The organism is Ilumatobacter fluminis, from assembly GCF_004364865.1.
GTDB classification, from domain to species: Bacteria; Actinomycetota; Acidimicrobiia; order Acidimicrobiales; family Ilumatobacteraceae; genus Ilumatobacter; species Ilumatobacter fluminis.
The window spans coordinates 1,874,576-1,892,935 of record NZ_SOAU01000001.1 but is presented as its reverse complement, the minus strand read 5'-3'; the positions used below and the strand labels follow the sequence as shown (position 1 = coordinate 1,892,935).

The 18,360-nt window shown below is 69.2% G+C and carries 14 protein-coding genes; 9 read left to right on the top strand and 5 right to left on the bottom strand.

Going from position 1 to position 18,360, the window contains the following annotated elements; all coding sequences use genetic code 11:
- Positions 1-9: 9 nt before the first annotated feature.
- Positions 10-195 carry a hypothetical protein gene (locus tag BDK89_RS08525; protein WP_133868544.1) on the bottom strand — a complete coding sequence of 62 codons (186 nt, stop codon included), beginning with the start codon at positions 193-195 and terminating at the stop codon, positions 10-12.
- Between the two features lie 61 nt (positions 196-256).
- Between BDK89_RS08525 and BDK89_RS08520 the strand changes: the two genes are divergently transcribed.
- Entirely contained in the window at positions 257-520 is a 264-nt protein-coding gene (locus tag BDK89_RS08520; RefSeq protein ID WP_133868543.1) for a hypothetical protein, read from the top strand.
- Between the two features lie 5 nt (positions 521-525).
- Here BDK89_RS08520 and BDK89_RS08515 read toward each other — a convergent pair whose 3' ends face one another.
- A complete protein-coding gene (locus tag BDK89_RS08515) occupies positions 526-1,272 on the bottom strand; it encodes an SDR family oxidoreductase (RefSeq protein WP_133868542.1) in 747 nt (248 codons plus the stop codon).
- An 86-nt stretch (positions 1,273-1,358) separates the two neighbouring features.
- On the opposite strand from BDK89_RS08515, the gene BDK89_RS08510 reads away from it, so the two are divergent.
- Positions 1,359-3,341: a S9 family peptidase gene (locus tag BDK89_RS08510; protein ID WP_166657466.1), complete on the top strand. Its 1,983-nt coding sequence runs from the start codon at positions 1,359-1,361 to the stop codon at positions 3,339-3,341.
- A gap of 50 nt (positions 3,342-3,391) precedes the next feature.
- Positions 3,392-6,217 carry a S8 family serine peptidase gene (locus tag BDK89_RS08505; RefSeq protein ID WP_166657465.1) on the top strand — a complete coding sequence of 942 codons (2,826 nt, stop codon included), beginning with the start codon at positions 3,392-3,394 and terminating at the stop codon, positions 6,215-6,217.
- On the opposite strand, the gene nudC is transcribed toward BDK89_RS08505, so the two are convergent.
- On the bottom strand, positions 6,205-6,993 hold the full coding sequence (nudC, locus tag BDK89_RS08500; RefSeq protein ID WP_133868539.1) for an NAD(+) diphosphatase: 789 nt from the start codon (positions 6,991-6,993) through the stop codon (positions 6,205-6,207). The two genes, BDK89_RS08505 and nudC, sit on opposite strands and share 13 nt — an antisense overlap.
- A 19-nt stretch (positions 6,994-7,012) precedes the next feature.
- On the bottom strand, positions 7,013-7,492 hold the full coding sequence (locus BDK89_RS08495; RefSeq protein ID WP_133868538.1) for a rhodanese-like domain-containing protein: 480 nt from the start codon (positions 7,490-7,492) through the stop codon (positions 7,013-7,015).
- A 156-nt stretch (positions 7,493-7,648) separates the two neighbouring features.
- On the opposite strand from BDK89_RS08495, the gene BDK89_RS08490 reads away from it, so the two are divergent.
- From BDK89_RS08490 to cydD, 3 genes are read left to right on the top strand one after another with little or no spacing between them, the layout of a single operon-like run.
- Positions 7,649-9,187, top strand: a complete 1,539-nt coding sequence (locus tag BDK89_RS08490) for a cytochrome ubiquinol oxidase subunit I (RefSeq protein ID WP_133868537.1) — start codon at positions 7,649-7,651, stop codon at positions 9,185-9,187.
- Positions 9,188-9,198: 11 nt separating this feature from the next.
- Positions 9,199-10,206 carry a cytochrome d ubiquinol oxidase subunit II gene (cydB, locus tag BDK89_RS08485; RefSeq protein ID WP_133868536.1) on the top strand — a complete coding sequence of 336 codons (1,008 nt, stop codon included), beginning with the start codon at positions 9,199-9,201 and terminating at the stop codon, positions 10,204-10,206.
- 6 nt (positions 10,207-10,212) lie between these two features.
- A complete protein-coding gene (cydD, locus tag BDK89_RS08480; RefSeq protein ID WP_133868535.1) occupies positions 10,213-13,608 on the top strand; it encodes a thiol reductant ABC exporter subunit CydD in 3,396 nt (1,131 codons plus the stop codon).
- Positions 13,609-13,792: 184 nt separating this feature from the next.
- Here the strand turns inward: cydD and BDK89_RS08475 are convergent, their stop codons facing one another.
- Positions 13,793-15,082, bottom strand: a complete 1,290-nt coding sequence (locus BDK89_RS08475) for an aspartate aminotransferase family protein (protein ID WP_133868534.1) — start codon at positions 15,080-15,082, stop codon at positions 13,793-13,795.
- A 197-nt stretch (positions 15,083-15,279) separates the two neighbouring features.
- Here BDK89_RS08475 and BDK89_RS08470 point away from each other — a divergent pair, with 197 nt between their 5' ends.
- The 3 genes from BDK89_RS08470 to BDK89_RS08460 are packed head-to-tail and all read left to right on the top strand — an operon-like array spanning position 15,280 to position 18,258.
- The gene (locus BDK89_RS08470) at positions 15,280-17,046 is read left to right on the top strand and encodes a SulP family inorganic anion transporter (protein WP_133868533.1); all 1,767 of its coding nucleotides are present in this window, start codon (positions 15,280-15,282) and stop codon (positions 17,044-17,046) included.
- A complete protein-coding gene (locus BDK89_RS08465) occupies positions 17,039-17,629 on the top strand; it encodes a carbonic anhydrase (RefSeq protein WP_133868532.1) in 591 nt (196 codons plus the stop codon). Before BDK89_RS08470 ends, BDK89_RS08465 begins: the two co-directional genes overlap by 8 nt.
- Positions 17,630-17,679: 50 nt before the next feature.
- Positions 17,680-18,258, top strand: a complete 579-nt coding sequence (locus tag BDK89_RS08460) for a rhodanese-like domain-containing protein (RefSeq protein WP_133868531.1) — start codon at positions 17,680-17,682, stop codon at positions 18,256-18,258.
- The last annotated feature ends 102 nt before the right edge of the window (positions 18,259-18,360 follow it).

Genomic DNA, 18,360 nt, shown 5'->3' with positions numbered 1-18,360 from the left:
CTTGCCGGCTCAGGCGGTGAGGAGCGTGCGCAGGTCGAGGAGGAGGTCGGCGACCTCCCCGGACGACACCAGGTCACGCTGCATCATCTTGGCCAGCGCACCGTCGATCACCGACACCGCTTCGGCGACGACCTCGTTGTGGTCGGCAGCTTCGTCGGCATCGAGCGTCGGAGTGGAGCTGAACTGATCGGTCATCGACATCCACGGTACCGCTGATCTCCGCGTCGCGCGCGCACCATTGCCGTATCGTCATGCCATGGCCGAGCGGACCCTGAACGCAGTCGGGCTGCGTCTCGCCGAGCCGATCCGTTTCAAGCGACACGACGGCGGCCGCTGGCTGGTCGGCAAGGTCGTCCGCGTCGAACCCGACGGCAGCATCACGCTCCACGACCCCGATGGTGCCGCCCGCTCGCTCCGCCCCGAACTCGTCATGGTCCGGCGCCCCGGTAGCCGTGGCCGGCTCGTCTGGAAGACCGTCAGCGAGGTCGCCGTCACCTGGGAACAGCTCGAACTGTTCTGATCGCGTCAGCGCCCACCGGACACGTCGACGAAGGTGCCGGTGACGTAGCTCGCTGCATCGCTCGCGAGCCAGCAGATCGCCTCGGCGACCTCGTCCGGGTGGCCGCCGCGCTGCATCGGCACGTTCGGAGCGTGCCGGGCGATGCGATCGTCGATCCCCGACGACGCGTGGATGTCGGTCTCGATCAGACCCGGCCGAACACCGTTCACCCGGATCCCCTCCGACGCGACTTCTTTGGCCAGTCCGATCGTCATCGTGTCGAGTGCGCCCTTCGTGGCTGCGTAGTCGATGAACTCGTTCGGGCTCCCGAGGTACGAGGCCGCCGACGACACGTTGACGATCGCCCCACCGGCGCCCCCGAGCCGGGTCGACATCCGCCGAACCGCTTCGCGCGCGGCGACGAACGCACCGATCACGTTGACCCGCACGACGTCCTCGAGCCGGTCGACCTCGAACTTCGCGAGCGGAGCGGCTCGGTGCAGGATGCCGGCGTTGTTGACGAGCACGTCGACGCGCCCGAACTCGTCGATCGTCCGGTCGAAGAGCATCACGACGTCGCGCTCGACCGCGACATCGGAACGGACCGCGATCGCCGCCGCACCCGCCGACCGACAGTCGGCGACGACCCGGTCGGCAGCGTCGGCGTCGCGGACGTACGACACCACGATGTCGTGGCCGCGCTCGGCGGCCATCCGTGCCGTGGCGGCACCGATCCCCCGGCTCCCACCCGTGATGACCATCGTCGGACGCATCGACGCAGCTTCGCACACGACCGACGACGACCGGGAGCCTTCAAACCAGCTGAATGGGTCGGGCCGAGTCGTTAGGGTGTGCAGCGATGACCAACACCGATCAGCCGTCCGAGAACCCGCACACCGACATCGCCCGCCGCTTCCTGCACGAGCGTTCCGACGTCCACGATCCGCAGGTCTCCCCCGACGGCGACCGTGTCGCCCACGTCGTGACGACGTGCAATCTCGACGAGAACACGACATCGGCGCGCATCTGGCTCGACGGCACGCCCGTCAGCGCCGGCCCGCACGACAGCCAGCCACGCTGGTCGCCCGACGGTCGCTGGCTCGCGTTCACGAGCCGTCGCGGCGAGAAGAAGGGCGATGCGACGCTCCACGTGCTGCCCGTCACGGGCCCCGGCGAGGTCCGCACCGTGTGCACCCTCCCGGAAGGCATCGCCGACATCACGTGGTCGCCCGACGGCAGCAAGATCGGCTTCATCAGTCGCACCCGTGACGAGCGCTACGACGCCAAGGACGTGAGCTGGCAGTCGCCTCGCAAGGTCGAGCGGTACTTCTCCCGGCTCAACGGCGACGACTGGGTCTTCGATCGGCCGTCGCACGTCTACGTCGTCAACGCCGACGGCACCGGCACCCCCAAGAACCTCACGCCCGGCGAGTTCCAGCACGACGGCATCGCCTGGACGGCCGATTCGACGGCCATCATCACGTCGGCACAGCGACACGACGACTGGGACACCCAACTCGCCTCCGACCTGTACCGCGTCGACCTCGACGAGACGATCACCCTGCTCACCGACCACTCAGGCAACCATGCGGCACCGGCCGTGTCGCCCGACGGCTCGATGATCGCGTTCCTCGGCAACGACAACCCGACGCTGTACCCGCAGAACACCAAGGTCGGCGTGATGGCGATCGACGGGTCCGAACGACGGTTCGTCAGCGAGGGCCTCGACCGGACGTTCTTCGCCCTCAACTGCCCCCACGCTCCGCTCTGGATCGACGACACGACCTTGCTCGCGGCCGCCGAAGACCGTGGCGCCACGCACGTCTATCGGCTGACGACCTCGGGCGACACGCCCGAACCGCTGACCGATGGTGCACTCAACGTGACCGGCTTCGACCAGCGCTCCGGCACCCTGGCGACCGCCCGATCGACCGTGTCCCGCACCAGCGAGCTGTTCGTCACCCGCGACGGCCGGACCGAGCAGACGACCCATGTCGGCATGAGCGGCCGCGATTGGGAGCACTTCGTGGTCCCCTGCACCGACGGCTCGGACGAGATCGACGCCTGGATCATGCGACCGGCCGACTTCGATGCCGACCGGACCTACCCCGTCCTGCTCAACGTCCACGGCGGGCCGTTCACCCAATACGGCGAGGTGTTCTTCGACGAGGCGCAGATGCAGGCGGCCGCCGGCTTCGTCGTCCTGATGTCGAACCCTCGCGGCGGTAGCGGACGCCACTCGGGCTGGGGCCAGGCGATCAACGGCCCGAAGCACACCGACGTGCCCGGAACGGGATGGGGCAGCGTCGACGTGGACGACGTGCTCGCCGTGCTCGACGCCGCGCTCGACCGCTACTCGTTCTGCGACCGCGACCGGGTCGGGATGATCGGCGGCAGCTACGGCGGCTACATGGCGACGACATTGGCCGCCCGCCACGGCGATCGCTTCGGAGCGATCTGCTCCGAGCGAGCGGTGAACAACCTGCTGACCGAGGAGTGGTCGAGCGACATCGGCATGACGTTCCGTGTCGAACACGGCGTCGACCCGGTCACCGACCCCGGCGAGTACCTGCGGATGTCGCCGATCATGCAGGCGCACGACATCCACGTGCCGATGCTGCTGATCCACAGCGAGGAAGACTGGCGCTGCCCGATCAACCAGGCCGAAGAGCTCTGGATGACACTCAAGTGGCTCGGCCGCGACGTGACCTTCTACCGATTCCCGGGCGAGAACCACGAACTGTCCCGCAGCGGGTCACCGGTGCACCGTCGGATGCGAGCCGAGATCATCCTCGACTTCTTCGCCGACAAGCTGGCCGCCGACGCCGCGAACGCGTCGTGACCCACGTCACGTAGGCTGAGCGGGCCGTCCGACCAACGGCGATCACCCTCGTGCCACGCCTCCACGCCTCCGTCGCCACGTTGACGGCGCTCGCCGTCGTGACGACGTTCGCGTCTGCATCGGCCACGGCGACCGGCGACTCGGCGGGCGAGCCGTCTGCCGACCCGACCGACACGTCGACGGTCACGGTCGAGGTCCTGGTCGACGACGCCGTCGACGAAGCCGAGGTCGTCGAGCAGGTCGCCGACGAGGGCGGCACCGTCATCGCCTCGGCGCCCGGGGTCGTCCTCGTCGAGGTCCCCGACGAGGCAGCCGCCGACGAACTCGACGAGATCGGCGCAGACGCCGACGTGGTCGTCCGCGACCCGGTGCTCGTCGACGTCCGCCCCGAACAGATCCCGGAGGCGCCCGACGACCTGCTCGAGTGGCTCGAGCAGTACGGCCCGACGACCGGCGGCGCCGAGGGGTACATCGGCGCCGACGACTGGCACGACGCCGGCTTCACCGGGACCGGCGTCAAGGTCGGGGTGATCGACTTCTTCGACACGACCTTCTGGGACATCGCCGAACACGGCCCGCTCCCGGTCGCCGGAACAACCGCGCGGTGCGTCGCGCTCGGCGCCGACTGCTCGGCCGACTTCTTCGACGGCATCGACCTCGGAGGTGAGCGCCATGGAGTCGCCGTCGTCGAGATCATCCGCGACGTCGCGCCCGACGCCGAGATCTTCATCGGTCAGGCGGCCACGACCGCCGACTACCAGATCCTCGTCGACTGGTTCGTCGCCAAGGGTGTCCAGGTCATCAGCCGTTCACTCGGCAGCCGCTACGACGGTCCGGGCGACGGCCGCGGCACGCTCGACGACATCGCCGCCTCGGCCACCGCCCGCGGCGTCACCTGGGTGAACTCCGGCGGCAACAACGGCGAGCGTCGCTACTACCGACAACCGGCCCGGCTGAGTGGGTCGTACGTCGCGTTCGGGCCCAGCGGCACCGACACCTATCTCGACTTCCGCGGCTGCGTCCAACTCGGCGGCATCCGCTGGGCCGCCGACTGGGACCTCCCCGCCGCCCAACGCACCGACTACGACGCGTATCTCGTCGAAGCGCCGTCGGGTTCGCCGGGTGCCGGGACGGTCGTCGCGACGAGCACAGCCGATCAGCGCGCCGGGGCCACTCCGATCGAACTGTTCGAGCAGGGCTACTGCCCCGATCCCGGCAACCGGCTCTACCTGCGGCTGCGCTGGCTCGGCGGCGACATCTCGAACGACGTCATCGAGGTGACCGACTACGGCAACGGCATCGCCCAGTTCACCCAGGCGCCGTACTCGGCCTCGGTCCCGATCGTCGACAGCGACGACCCCGGCGTGGTCGCGGTCGGTGCGATCGATCCCCCGTTCGGATCAGAGGTCGCGTCGTACACCTCTCAGGGACCGACCAACGACGGACGCGAAGCGCCCGACCTCGCCGCCGTGTCCGGGTTCTCCAACACCGTCTACGGCTCGACGTTCTCCGGCACCAGCGCCGCCGCACCCGTCGTGGCCGGCGCCGCGGCACTCGTGCTCGACGCCGGACTCGCCGCCGGCGGTCGACCGCTCGGTTCGTACCTGCGAAACCAGACCATCGACCGGGGGGACCCCGGCGTCGACAACCGCTTCGGGCACGGACAGTTCACGCTGTCGTCACCGCCCGAGCAGGTCGGCATCGACGACCGCCCGGCCGTCTTCGAGCCGCTCGACGTCCCGCAGCGCGTCCTCGACACCCGCCCCGACCGCGCCGTCGGCCCGATCGACTTGATCGGTGAGCTCTGGCCGGGAGAGACACTCGACCTCCCGGTGGCGGGGGCAGCCGGCCTGCCGCCGAACGGGGTCACGGCGGTCGCCGTCAACATCGTCAGCGTCACCGCCGACCGGCCGAGTCACGTGCAGGCGTTCCCGACGGAGAGCGCCGAGCTCGGTGCGTTCTCGAACCTGAACATCGACCGCCCCGGGCAGACGAGAGCCAACTTCGCCACCGTGCCACTCGGCGCCGACGGTTCGATCTCGATCAACTCGATCGCTCGCGGCCACATCGTCGTCGACCTGCTGGGCTGGTTCCGCGCCGAGTCCGACGCCGTGTCTGCCGGCCGATTCGTCGAGTTCGAGGCTGCGCAGCGCGTCCTCGACTCGCGCTCGGGTTCGCCGTTGGGCTCGGGCGAGGTCCGAACGGTTCCGCTGCCGTCCGGCGTCGATCGGAGCACGGTCGACGCCTGGGTGGTGACGGTCACCGCCACACGCGCGAGCGCCGACGGCTGGGTCCAGGCGATCCCAGCCGGCCGAACCGATGCGGTCGGCACGACGTCGACGCTGAACGTGACGGCCGGCGACACGGTGGCCAACGCGGCGATCGTCCCGGTCGACGACGACGGACGCATCGCTCTGACCTCGTTCTTCCTCGGCGACGGGCGCGCCGATGTGATCGTCGACGTCACCGGTTACATCACCTCGCCGGTGGCGAGCGCCTCGACCGACGGACGCTTCGTCGCGATCCGGCCCGACCGAGCCTTCGACTCACGAACCTCCACTGGCGCGTTGCGCGACCGACAGGCCGTCACGGTCGACGCCCGGACGGTGGGCGTCCCGGCCTCGGCGAGCGGGGTCGTGTGGAACACGACGATCGCCGGAGCGGCACGAGCGGGTCACGTGAACGGATGGGCCGCCGGGTCGCCCGAACCGTCGACCTCGGTCCTGAACTGGTCGACGGCCGGCTCGACCAGGGCGGCCAGCGCCGTCATCGCCGTCGCGCAGGGGCAGGGACGGTTCCGGGTGGAGGACGGCCCGGTCGATGCGTCGACACCACTCGGACACCTCGTGATCGACGTGTTCGGCTACTTCACCTGATCGACCCAGGCGTCGATCAGGCGCCGGGCGATCGAGATCCCGGGCGGGATCATCGGCAGGTCGTCCCGGCGGTACCAGCCGGCGTCGGCGATCTCCGTCGGGTCGCAGACGATCTCGCCCGACTCGTACGCCGCCGTGAAGCCGATCATCAAGCTGTTCGGGAACGGCCACGGCTGACTCCCGAAGTACTGGGGTCGGGTGACGACGATGCCGACCTCCTCCTCGACTTCGCGGACGACCGCGCCTTCGAGCGATTCGCCGGGTTCGACGAACCCAGCGAGGCAGGAATACATCGGGATCGACCACTGGACGCCACGTGCGAGCAGCACCTCCTGGTCGGGCCCGGGTTCGCCACGGGTCACCAGGGTGATCATCGCCGGCGCGAGTCTCGGGAACGCGACGAGACCGCACACTGCGCACCGCATCGAGCGTTCCTCGGCCGACGGCACCGTCGGCGCCGCGCATCGACCACAGAAGCGATGTGTTCGAGCCCACTCCACGAGTTGGACGCCTCGACCGGCCGCCAGCCAGTGATGCTCGGGCGCCCGCCCGAAGAACGCCCGCAGATCGAGGGCCGCGCCGTAGCTCGGGTCGTCGGCGTCGGGCGGCACGTCGACCGCCCACCAGGCCAGATCGTCGACCACCCCGACGAAGTGGGTGTCCCAGTCGTCGTGGGCGGGCCGGTCGTCGACGAACACCGACGCGCCGATCACGTGCACGTACCGGTGCTCACCCTGGTGGTCGGGCGGCGGCACGTTGAGCGGGCGGAACGTCATCCCGCCACGGTACGCCCCGTCAGTTCTCGAGCGGGAGGCCGGCGGCCTCGTACGCGATCACGCCGCCCTGGGCGTCGTACACCTGGTCGAACCCGAGCTCACTCATGATCGACGCCGCCTGGCCCGAGCGGTTGCCCGACCGGCAGTACAGGAGGTAGGTGCCGTTGCGGTCGAGTTCGGCGAGCTGGTCGGCGAACGTCGGCTCGTAGAAGTCGAACAGGGTGGCGCCCTCGATGTGCCCCTCGGCGTACTCCTCGGGGGTGCGGACGTCGATCACCGTGATCGTGTCGTCCTGCGCGAGCGAGGCCGCCGTCGCCGGGTCGACCAGGCCGAACGGAACCGGGTCGCCACCCGCAACGGCGTCACCGCCCGGTGATCCGTCCGGTGCTTCGGCGGCTGCCTCGGCGACGGGCGTGTCGTCGCCGCCGCCACAGGCTGCGAGCCCGACGACGGCGATGCCTGCGGCGAGGACGGTGGACAGCGTGGTCGTGCGTGACATGGGGACCTCGTGGGGGTTGCGGAGCCGACGGATCATCCGCCGATCAATTGTCCGTACATACTAACCGGGTCCAGGGACTTTGGTCACGAGAGATCGTGACTCATCTCGCCGTCGACCATGTCCGGATCTTTCGACCGGCGTGCAAGACTCGCTCTCATGGATCCGCTCGCCCTTGCACGGTGGCAGTTCGGCATCACGACCGTCTACCACTTCTTCATGGTGCCCCTCACGATCGGCCTGTCGATGATGGTCGCCTGGTTCCACACCCGGTGGTACCGGCACCGTGACGAGGCCGATCTCCGGCTCACGAAGTTCTTCGGCAAGCTGTTCCTCATCAACTTCGCGATGGGTGTCGTCACCGGCATCGTGCAGGAGTTCCAGTTCGGGATGGGCTGGGCCGACTACTCCCGCTTCGTCGGCGACGTGTTCGGTGCACCACTGGCGATGGAGGCACTCGTCGCCTTCTTCCTCGAGTCGACGTTCCTCGGCCTCTGGATCTTCGGCTGGGGACGGATCCCCGAGAAGCTGCACCTCGCCACCATCTGGGCGGCAGCGATCGGCACCTGGTTGTCGGCGTACTTCATCATCGCTGCCAACTCGTGGATGCAGCATCCGGTCGGCGCCACCTACAACCCCGAGACCGGTCGTGCCGAGATGACCGACATCTGGGCCGTGCTCACCAACGTCACGACGCTCGCCGCCTATCCCCACGTGATCGCTGCGTCGGTGATGACCGCCGGACTGTTCGTCGCCGGGATCGCGGCGTGGTACCTGATCCGGCGCGACCCGGGCGACCCCGACCGCCGCGGGATGCGGTACGCGATGCGCTTCGGCCTCTGGTTGACGCTCGCCGCATCCGCCGTCGTCATCATCAGCGGCGACGAACAGGCCCGCATCATGTTCGATCAGCAACCGATGAAGATGGCCGCCGCCGAGGCGCTCTGCGAAACCGAAGAAGGCGCCGGATTCTCCGTCTTCGCCGTCGGCAACGTCGACGCCGAATGCGATGTGCGCTCGCTCGTGATCCCCGGCCTGACCTCGTTCCTCGCCGACCGCGACTTCAACGCCACGATCCCCGGTGTACTCGACCTGCAGGAGGAGTACAGCGAGCTCTACGGCGAGGGCGACTATCGGCCGAACCTGATCGTCACGTACTGGAGCTTCCGAGCGATGATGGGCTTCGGCTTCTTCGGCATGGGCGTCGCCGTCGTCAGCCTGTGGCTGACCAGAAAGGGTCGCGCACTGCCGACGGGCCGGTGGATGACGCCACTCACCGTCTTCACGATGCTCACGCCGTTCCTCGGGAACGCGTTCGGGTGGATCTTCACCGAGATGGGGCGTCAGCCCTGGGTGGTCGCCCCGAACCTCGACGGCGATCTCAAGATCGCTCTCCTCACCGAGAACGCCGTGTCGCCGTCGCTCAGCACGACCGAGGTGGCGATCTCCCTGTTCGGCTTCGCCGCCGTCTACGGCATCCTCGCCGTGGTCGAGATCTTCCTCCTCACCAGATACGTCCAAGCCGGACCCGATTCGACGATGTTCGCCCTGCCGGTCGACCACCCCTGGGGTGACAGCGACCGTGACGACGACAGCGGCCACGACGACCATGACCGAGACGACCACGACGGCGACACACCACCCGACCGTGGCAGCCCGACCGACGCCGACGACGAGCAGTTCGCCTTCGCGTACTGAGGAGCAGCACGATGGAACTCACCGACTTCTGGTTCATCATCATCGCCGTCCTCTGGACCGGCTACTTCTTCCTCGAAGGCTTCGACTTCGGCGTCGGCATGCTGCTGCACCCACTGTCGAACGACGAGATCGACCGGCGCGTCATGATCAACACCATCGGGCCGGTCTGGGACGGCAACGAGGTGTGGCTGCTCACCGCCGGCGGCGCCACGTTCGCCGCGTTCCCGAACTGGTATGCGTCGCTCTTCTCCGGCTTCTACCTGGCCCTGTTCCTGATCCTGATCGCGCTGATCGTGCGCGGCGTCGCGTTCGAATACCGCGGCAAGGTCAGCACGAAGCGGTGGAAGTCGACGTGGGACCTGATGATCGCGATCGGCTCGTGGGTCCCGGCGATCCTCTGGGGCGTCGCGTTCGCCAACATCGTCCACGGCGTACCGATCGACGCAGACGGCAACTTCACCGGCAACCTCTTCACCCTCATCACGCCGTACTCGCTGCTCGGCGGCGTCACGATCGCCGCGCTGTGCGCCTTCCACGGCGCCAACTTCCTGGCGCTCAAGACGACCGGCGACATCCAGGGTCGGTCGCAGTCGGCCGCCACGATGCTCGGCGCCGTCGCCGTCGTGCTCGGGGGTTCGTTCCTGCTGTGGACCCAGCTCGACACCGGTGAGGGCTGGACCTGGATCCCGTTGCTGCTCGCCGCAGTCGGACTCGTCGCCTCGATCGTCGCCGGCCGGGCCGGTCGAGACGGCTGGGCGTTCGTCGGGACCGGCGCAGCGATCGCGTTCGCGATCGTCATGCTCTTCGGCAGCCTCTACCCAGACGTGCTCCCGTCGACCATCGACCCGGCGTACAGCCTCACGGTCGACAACGCCTCCTCCGCCGACTACACGCTCAAGGTCATGACGGTCGTCGCCCTCGTGATGACGCCCGTCGTCCTGCTGTACCAGGCGTGGACCTACTGGATCTTCCGCAAGCGGGTCGGGCGTCACCACATCCCGACCTCCGCGGCCCACTGACCCTCGATGACGTCCAGCTCGAACGGGCCGATCGACGTCGGGCTCGTTCGACGGTCGCCGGCGCTCGTCGGCCACCTGATCGTCGCCGGTGTGGCGGCAGCGGTGCTCGCGATCGTCACGGTCGCGCAAGCCGAAGTCCTGGCCCGCGCAGTCAGCCGACTGGCGATCGAACGCCGCCACGACGACCTCCGGACGGCGTTCGTCGTCCTTGCCATCATTGCGCTGGTGCGTGCAGCGACGGCCTGGACGGTCGAGCGCTCGGCCGGCCGGACCATGGTCGCGATGCGTCGTGGCCTTCGCACCGACGTCGTCGACCACGCTGCCGTCGACGCCGATCGGGCAGCACCAGGTCTCGCCTCCCGCGAAGCGACCGTCGCGACGAGTGGCATCGACCAACTCGAGCCGTACGTGCGCGATTACTTGCCGGCGCTGTTCGTCGCCGTTGCGGTCCCGCTCGCCGCGGGGCTCCGGATCCTGTCGGTCGACTGGATCTCGGCAGCCATCGTCGTCGTCACGGTGCCGCTCATTCCGATCTTCATGATCCTGATCGGGTTGATGACCGAGCAGCGGACACAGCGCCAATGGGCGATGCTGCAGCGGCTGAGCGGCCACTTCCTCGACGTGATGGAGGGGCTGCCGACCCTTCGCCTGTTCGGCCGGGCGAGCGCCCAGGCCGACCAGGTGCGGCGGGTCTCCGAGCAGTACCGGGACACGACGGTGAAGACGCTCCGGATCGCGTTCCTGTCGGCGTTCGTACTCGAACTCCTCGCGACCCTGTCGGTCGCGATCATCGCCGTCGAGATCGGCCTCCGAATGGCCAACGGCGGCTTCGACCTCCGTGACGGTCTGGTCGTGCTGCTGCTCGCCCCCGAGTGCTACCTCCCGCTCCGTCGCGTCGGCGCCGGCTTCCACGCCGCCCAGGCCGGACGAGATGCGGCAGCGGATCTCGACGAGGTACTCGAGCGGCCGGTGCTGCTCGGCGGCGACCGCCCGGTCGGCCGGATCGCGGCGATCAGGGTCCGCGGGCTCGACGTCGACCGGCCCGGGCGACCGAACCTGCTCGGCGGGCTCGATCTCGATCTCCGACCGGGCGAGGTGACGGCCGTCGTCGGGCCGAGCGGCACCGGCAAGTCGACGACGCTCACGGCACTCCGTGGCCGACTCGCCGAACGCCGCGGATCGATCGAGGTCGTCGACGCCGACGGCACCGCGGACGTAGCGCTGCTCGACGTCGAGCAGTGGGCAGACGCTGTTGCGGTGGTCGATCAGCGCCACGACACGGTCGCCGACCTCGTCGTCGACGAGGTTCGGGCTGCGTCGACCGCCGACGCAGCGACCCTGACGACGGCGCTCGACGAACTCGGCCTGATCGACTACGAGCAGGCACGGACCACACAGTTGTCGGGCGGTCAACGGCGGCGGGTCCAGGTCGCCCGAGCGGTCGTCGCCGTGCGCTCCGGACGCGCCCGGGTGGTGCTGGCCGACGAACCCACCGCCCATCTCGACGCCGGCCACGCTGCCGCGGTGATCGCTGCGCTCGTCGACCTCGCGCGACGTCACGACGCCATCGTCGTCGTCGCCACGCACGACCCGGCTCTCGCCGACGTGGCGGATCATGTCGTCGACGTCGCCCGGTCGGACGTTCCCCGGCGCTCGGCGTCCGAACCGCGTTCGAGTGACCCGCAGGCGCCGTCGACGAACGCACCGCTCGTCGTGCCGTCGTCGACCCGCGTCGAGTCGACCCCCGTGTCGACCTGGACGGCGATCCGTCGGGTGCTCGCTGTTGCCCGGCCGGCCCGCCGTCGCCTCGTCATGGCGACGTTCTTCGCCGTGATGGCCGAGGTCTCGACACTCGGCCTCGCCGCCACCGCCGCGTGGCTGATCGTCCGCGCCAGCGAGATGCCGCCGCTGGCGGCGCTGTCGGTCGCCGTGACCGGAGTCCGAGGCTTCGGCATCGGCAAGGGCGTCTTCCGGTACGTCGAGCGGCTGACGAGCCACGACGCCGGACTCGCCTCGCTCAGCGAACTGCGTTCGACCCTCGTCGACCATCTCGCCACCGTCGCCCCCGAGGGCGTACCCGGCTGGACCAGGGGCGATGTCGCCCAGCGGGTCGTGCACGACGTCGACCGGCTGCTCGACCTCTTCGTCAGGCTGATCGTGCCCGTGGTCGCGCTCGCCTCGACCGTGACGGCGTCGGTGATCGTGATGGCCGTCATCGACCCGGTCGCCGGTGCCGCCGTCGCAGTCGTCGCGCTGACGGTCGGTGTGGCCGCACCGTTGCTCGAGCTCACGAGGGAACGCCGCATCGGGCCGGCGATCACCGGCGCCCGTTCCCGTCTGGCGTCGATCACCCTGTCGACGACCGAGCACCTGGACGCCCTCGTCGCCCACCGACTGCTCGACGAGCGACGTGCCGACATCGACGCCGCCGGCGACGAGGTCGACCGATGGGAGCAGCGTCGCACCCGCGCTCGATCCGTGAGCGCCGCCGTCGTCGCCGCCGGGCCGGTCACGATGGCGGCCCTCGTCCTCGTCCTCGTCGGTCGCGGCTACGGCCCGGACAGCGCGATGTCCGCGCCGGTGCTCGGACTCCTGGTCCTCTGGCCGCTCACCATCGGCGAGGTGGCGGCCGGTCTCGTCGATGCGCTGCGTTCCGGTCCGGAGGTCGCAGCGTCGGCGCGTCGGGTGACCGACGTGCTCACCCTCCGTTCGCCCCACGTCGCGATCGCCGACGACGCATCCGGCGCCGCGACGTCGGTCGAGGCCGTCGACGGTCCACCTCGACTCGTGACGTCGGCAGCGATCGCTCGGTGGCCGGGCTCGGCCGAACAGCACGGACCGTACGACCTCGACCTCGCGCCCGGGTCGGTCACGAGCGTCGTCGGACCGAGCGGCGTCGGGAAGTCGACGTTGGCGGCGATGTTGGTGCGCTTCGCGCTGCTCGACGGCGGCGACTACGACCTCGCCGGCCACAGCGTCCGAGCGCTCGATCCGACGATCGTGCAGCGTCACGTCGTGTGGCTCGAACAACAGCCGTGGATCGGCGACACCAGCGTTCGGGAGAACCTACGTTTCGCCCGCCCCGGCGCGACCGACGAAGAACTCGTCGACGCACTCCGCATCGTGGCACTCGACACCTGGGTCGCCGCACTCCCCCGGGGTCTCGACACGACGCTCGGACGCGGTGGCGCCGCGATCAGCGGCGGCGAGGCACAGCGGCTCGCGCTCGCACGCGGGCTGCTGTCGTCGCACGGGATCGTCGTGCTCGACGAACCGACCGCCCACCTCGACCCGTCGATGGCGACCGAGGTACACGAGTCGGTGATCACTGCGCTGAGCGGCCGGACCGTTCTCACCCTCGGCCACGCCGCGACCGGCGCGCACGTGATCCCGCTCGGCTGACTCGGATCGACAGCCCGGAGAGGACGTCCGGCCCTAGGCGACCCCGGGCTCGCGACCGATACTGGAGAGCACGGCGAGCACGACGTCGACCGCGCCTCGCCACCGATCAGGAGGAGCGATGGCGACCGGACCCGAGGGCCCGAGACGGCAGTCGGGGCGGCCGAGCGGCGGCGTCGTGTCGCGCTCAGCTCACGTCGGCGATGGCGGCCCGCAGCGCCTCGATACCCTCGTCGAGTTCGTCGGCGGTGACGTTCAGCATCGGGGCGAGGCGCACGACGTTGCCGTAGAGACCACCCTTGCCGACCAGCAGACCGTGCCGCTTGCACGCCTCGTGGAACTCGCCGGTGCGCTGCTTGTCGGGTTCGATACCACCCGGCTCGCAGCACTCGAACGCCCACATCAACCCACGGCCACGCATCTCGGCGATCCACGGGGTGGCGTCGGCGACCGGCGTCATCGCAGCGGCGAACCGCTCCCCCATCGCCTTGGCGTTGTCCTGCAGACCCTCGTTCTGGACGGTGCGCAGCGTCGCCAGACCCGCCGCCGCCGACAGCGGGTTGCCACCGAAGGTGGAGAATTGGAGCACGTTGATCGAGTCCATGATGTCGGCGCGAGCCACGACGCCGGCGAGCGTGATGCCGTTGCCCACACCCTTCGCGAACGTGAGCATGTCGGGCACGATGTCGTGCGCCTGATATCCCCAGAAGTGGTCGCCGGTGCGACCCCATCCGGTCTGCACCTCGTCGGCGATGAAGAGGATCCCGCGGTTCGAGAGCTCCTTGCCCATCCGGCCGAAGAGGTTGTCGGGCGGCGTGGCGAACCCGCCGACACCCTGGATCGGTTCGGCGATCATGGCGGCGACGTCGCCGGCCGACGTCATGTCGAGCACCTGGACGAGATCGTCGACGCACGCGTCGGCGAACGCATCGTCGTCGAGGTCTCGGAACGGCGACCGCAGCTTGTAGGGCCCGTGCACGAACGACACCTGGAGCCCGGAGTGCGACGTCGAACGCCACGAGGAGTGCGACGTGATCGCCTGGGCCGAGAAGACGCGGCCGTGGTAGCTGTTCCGAATCGCCAGGAACTGGTTCGACTTCCGATACGAGCTGGCGAGCAGCAGCGCGGCGTCGTTCGCCTCACTGCCCGACGGCGTGAAGTACACGCGTGCATCGGGGATGCCCGACGCCTCGGCGACCGCTTCGGCGAACTCGATCATCGGCTCGCTCAGGTAGAGCGTGGAGGTGTGCATCACCTTGGCCGCCTGCTCCTGCACGGCCGCCGTGACGGCCGGGTGGTCGTGACCGATCATCGTGGTGAGGACGCCGCCGAAGAAGTCGAGGTAGCGGTTGCCGTCGAGATCCCACACGTACGAGCCGCTGCCGTGATCGATCGCGATCGGATCGGCGTAGTACGGCGACAGGAACGAGGGCAGGGTCGCCCGGTAGCGCTGGAGGAGCTCGTCGGTCATCGTCATCGGAGCGACGCTACACCCGCGACTCGCCACGTCCGAGCAACCATCGATCCCGGCACGCCGCCGATACCCCCGGGGGGTTGTCAACCACGTCCGGTTCCACTAGTGTGGCAAATGTCCGTACAATACGATCGGTCCGGAACCCACCCGACCGAGACGCAACCGACGCTCGACACCTGACGCTCGAAGAGAACTCCCACATGTCACTCACACGCTTGCTCCCCATCCTCGGTTGGGCCCGACGGTACGACCGCGACGACCTCCGCCCCGACCTCGCAGCCGGTCTCACCATCGGCGCCATGCTGGTCCCCCAGGGCATGGCCTACGCACTGCTCGCCGGACTGCCGCCCGAAGTCGGCCTCTACGCATCGATCGTCCCGGTCCTCGTGTACGCGCTGTTCGGCACGTCGCGCCAGCTGGCCGTCGGCCCCGTCGCGATCGTCTCACTGCTGACCGCATCGGCACTCTCGCCGCTGTTCGAACAGGGTTCGGCCGGCTACATCAGTGCTGCGGCACTGCTCGCCCTGATGGTCGGAGCCGTCCACCTGGTGCTCGGATTCGGTCGGCTCGGATTCGTCGTCAACTTCCTGTCCCACTCCGTCCTCGTCGGTTTCACGGCCGCCGCGGCGATCATCATCGGTTTCTCCCAGGTCAAGCACCTCTTCGGCATCACCACCGAACGAAAAGACCACTTCTACGAGACGGTCGAGGAAGTCGTCCGACAGATCGATGGGACCAACGGGACCACCCTCGTCCTCGGCGTGGCGAGCATCGCCCTCCTCGTGCTGATGAAGAAGTTCGTGCCCCGGGTCCCGGGTGCGCTGGTGCTCGTGATCGCCTCGATCCTCGCCGTCGAACTGTTCGACCTGACCGACCGAGGGGTCAAGACGGTCGGCGAGATCCCGAGCTCGCTGCCGGCATTCGGGCTCCCCGACTTCGACACCGGCACGATGGGATCGCTGATCGGCACCGCGTTCGTGATCACGCTCGTCGGCTTCATGGAGTCGATCGCCGTCGCGAAGGTCTACGCACGCCGCCACCGCTACGACGTCGACGCCAACCAGGAGCTGATCGGCCTGGGCGCCTCCAACGTCGCATCGGGCTTGTTCGGTGGCTATCCGGTCACGGGCGGATTCAGCCGCACCGCCGTCAACGACACCGCCGGCGCACGCACGCCGCTCGCGTCGATCGTCACGGCGATCCTGATCCTGCTGACCGTGCTGTTCCTCACCCCGCTGTTCAGCTCGCTGCCCAACGCTGCGCTCGGAGCGATCATCATCGTGGCCGTCATCAACCTGATCGACATCGGAGAGATGCGCCACATCGCCCACGTCAAGCGGTCCGACCTGATCGGTCTCTCGGTCGCCTTCGTCGCCACCCTGGTGCTCGGCATCGAACTCGGGATCCTGGTCGCCGTCGTCGCCTCGATGCTCGTGGTGTTCGCCCGCATGTCGAAGCCCCATTCGGCCGTGCTCGGCCAGATCCCCGGCACGACGAGCTATCGCAACGTCGAGCGCTTCCCCGAGGCGTCCGTCACCGACGGCGTCCGCGTCGTGCGCATCGACGCCGCCCTCTCGTTCGTCAACGCCCAACACGTCAAGAAGCTGCTCCTCGGCGAGGCCGATGCCATCTCGGGCGGCGACGTCACGGCGCTGGTGGTCGACTGCTCCGGCATCAACGACATCGATGCAACCGGCGTGGAAGCACTGTCGGAGATCCTGGTCGAGCTCGACGAACGCCAGGTCGACATCCACCTGTGCGACGTGAAGGGTCCGGTCCGTGACGTCCTCCGACGCTCCGGCCTGTGGGACCGCCTCGACGGACGGATCCACGCCACCGCGGCGATGGCGGTCGACGCCGTGACCCACCCCGGTACCCTGCCCGAATCACTGCGCTCACTCGGGATCGACGAGCGCCACGACGAACGCCCGGCCGACACGGTCGACACGGAGGTCAGCCATGCCTGATACCGGAACCACCGGCGATCTGACGTGGCGGTCGATGGTCGCCTCTCACGCCGAGGCGAGCCGGACCAACGACCACGACGGCACCTTTCCGGCACACGAACCCTCGGCCGCCGTCCTGGCGTGCTCCGATGCCCGGGTCCCGCCGTCGCTGCTGTTCGGCCAGCCGTCCGGCAACCTCTTCGTGGTCCGCATCGCCGGCAACAGTGCCACCTCCGACGTCGTGGCGAGCCTCACCTACGCCGTCGAGGTGCTCGGCGTCGAGCTCGTGATCGTGCTCGGCCACTCGGGCTGCGGCGCCGTGACCGCAGCCATGTCGCCGACGATCGCCCCCGAACTGCGCGCCGTGCTCGAACCGATCGACGAGATGCTCGACGGGTGCGATGCATGCACCGACCTCGACGAGGCCGTCGACGCGAACGTTCGACGGAACCTCCGCCGCCTCCGACGCGACCGGGGGCCGCTCGGCACGGCGATCGGCGAGCATCGCGTCGCACTGCGCGGCGCCGTCCACGACCTCCGTTCCGGCGAACTCACCGAGATCGTCGACGACCTCGACCTCGCCCCGACCGCCCCGACCCCCTGAACCCCGACCATCCGACCCCCGACCATCCGACCAACCCCAGGAGCCACATCATGACCATCACCGACACCCCCGCCGCCACCACGATCCACGCGAGCGAGCTGCGCCAGCTCCGCCTCGAGGATCCCCGCACCCGCATCCTCGACGTCCGCACGACGTCGGAGTTCGAGTCGGTCCACATCCCCGGCTCGTACAACGTGCCGCTCGACCAGCTCGCCGAGCACGTCGACGCGGTCGCCGACCTCGACGCACCCGTGGTGCTCGTGTGCCTCTCCGGAAATCGCGCCGCAACCGCCCAGGAGAAGCTCAACTCGGCCGGCAAGACCAACCTCCGCGTGCTCGACGGTGGCATCGGCGCCTGGCAGACCGCCGGCGGCGACGTCGTCAAGGGCGAGGAGAAGTGGACGCTCGAGCGCCAGGTGCGCGGCGTCGCCGGCTCCATCGTGCTCGCCTCGATCCTCACGAGCATCAAGTTCCCCAAGGCCCGCGCGCTCGCCGGCGGCGTCGGTTTCGGACTCCTGTTCTCGGCGCTGTCCAACACCTGCGCCATGGGCATGCTGCTCGCCAAGCTCCCGTACAACCGGGGGCCCGAGTGCGTCATCGACGACGTGCTCGCCGACATGCGCGACTGACAGCCACGTCGGTCTCACCACTGTCCTCGTCGGCGCCTCGGTGCCGGCCACCGCTTCCCAGACACGACTTCCCAGAAACCACTGACCCCGGCAACGGAGGGA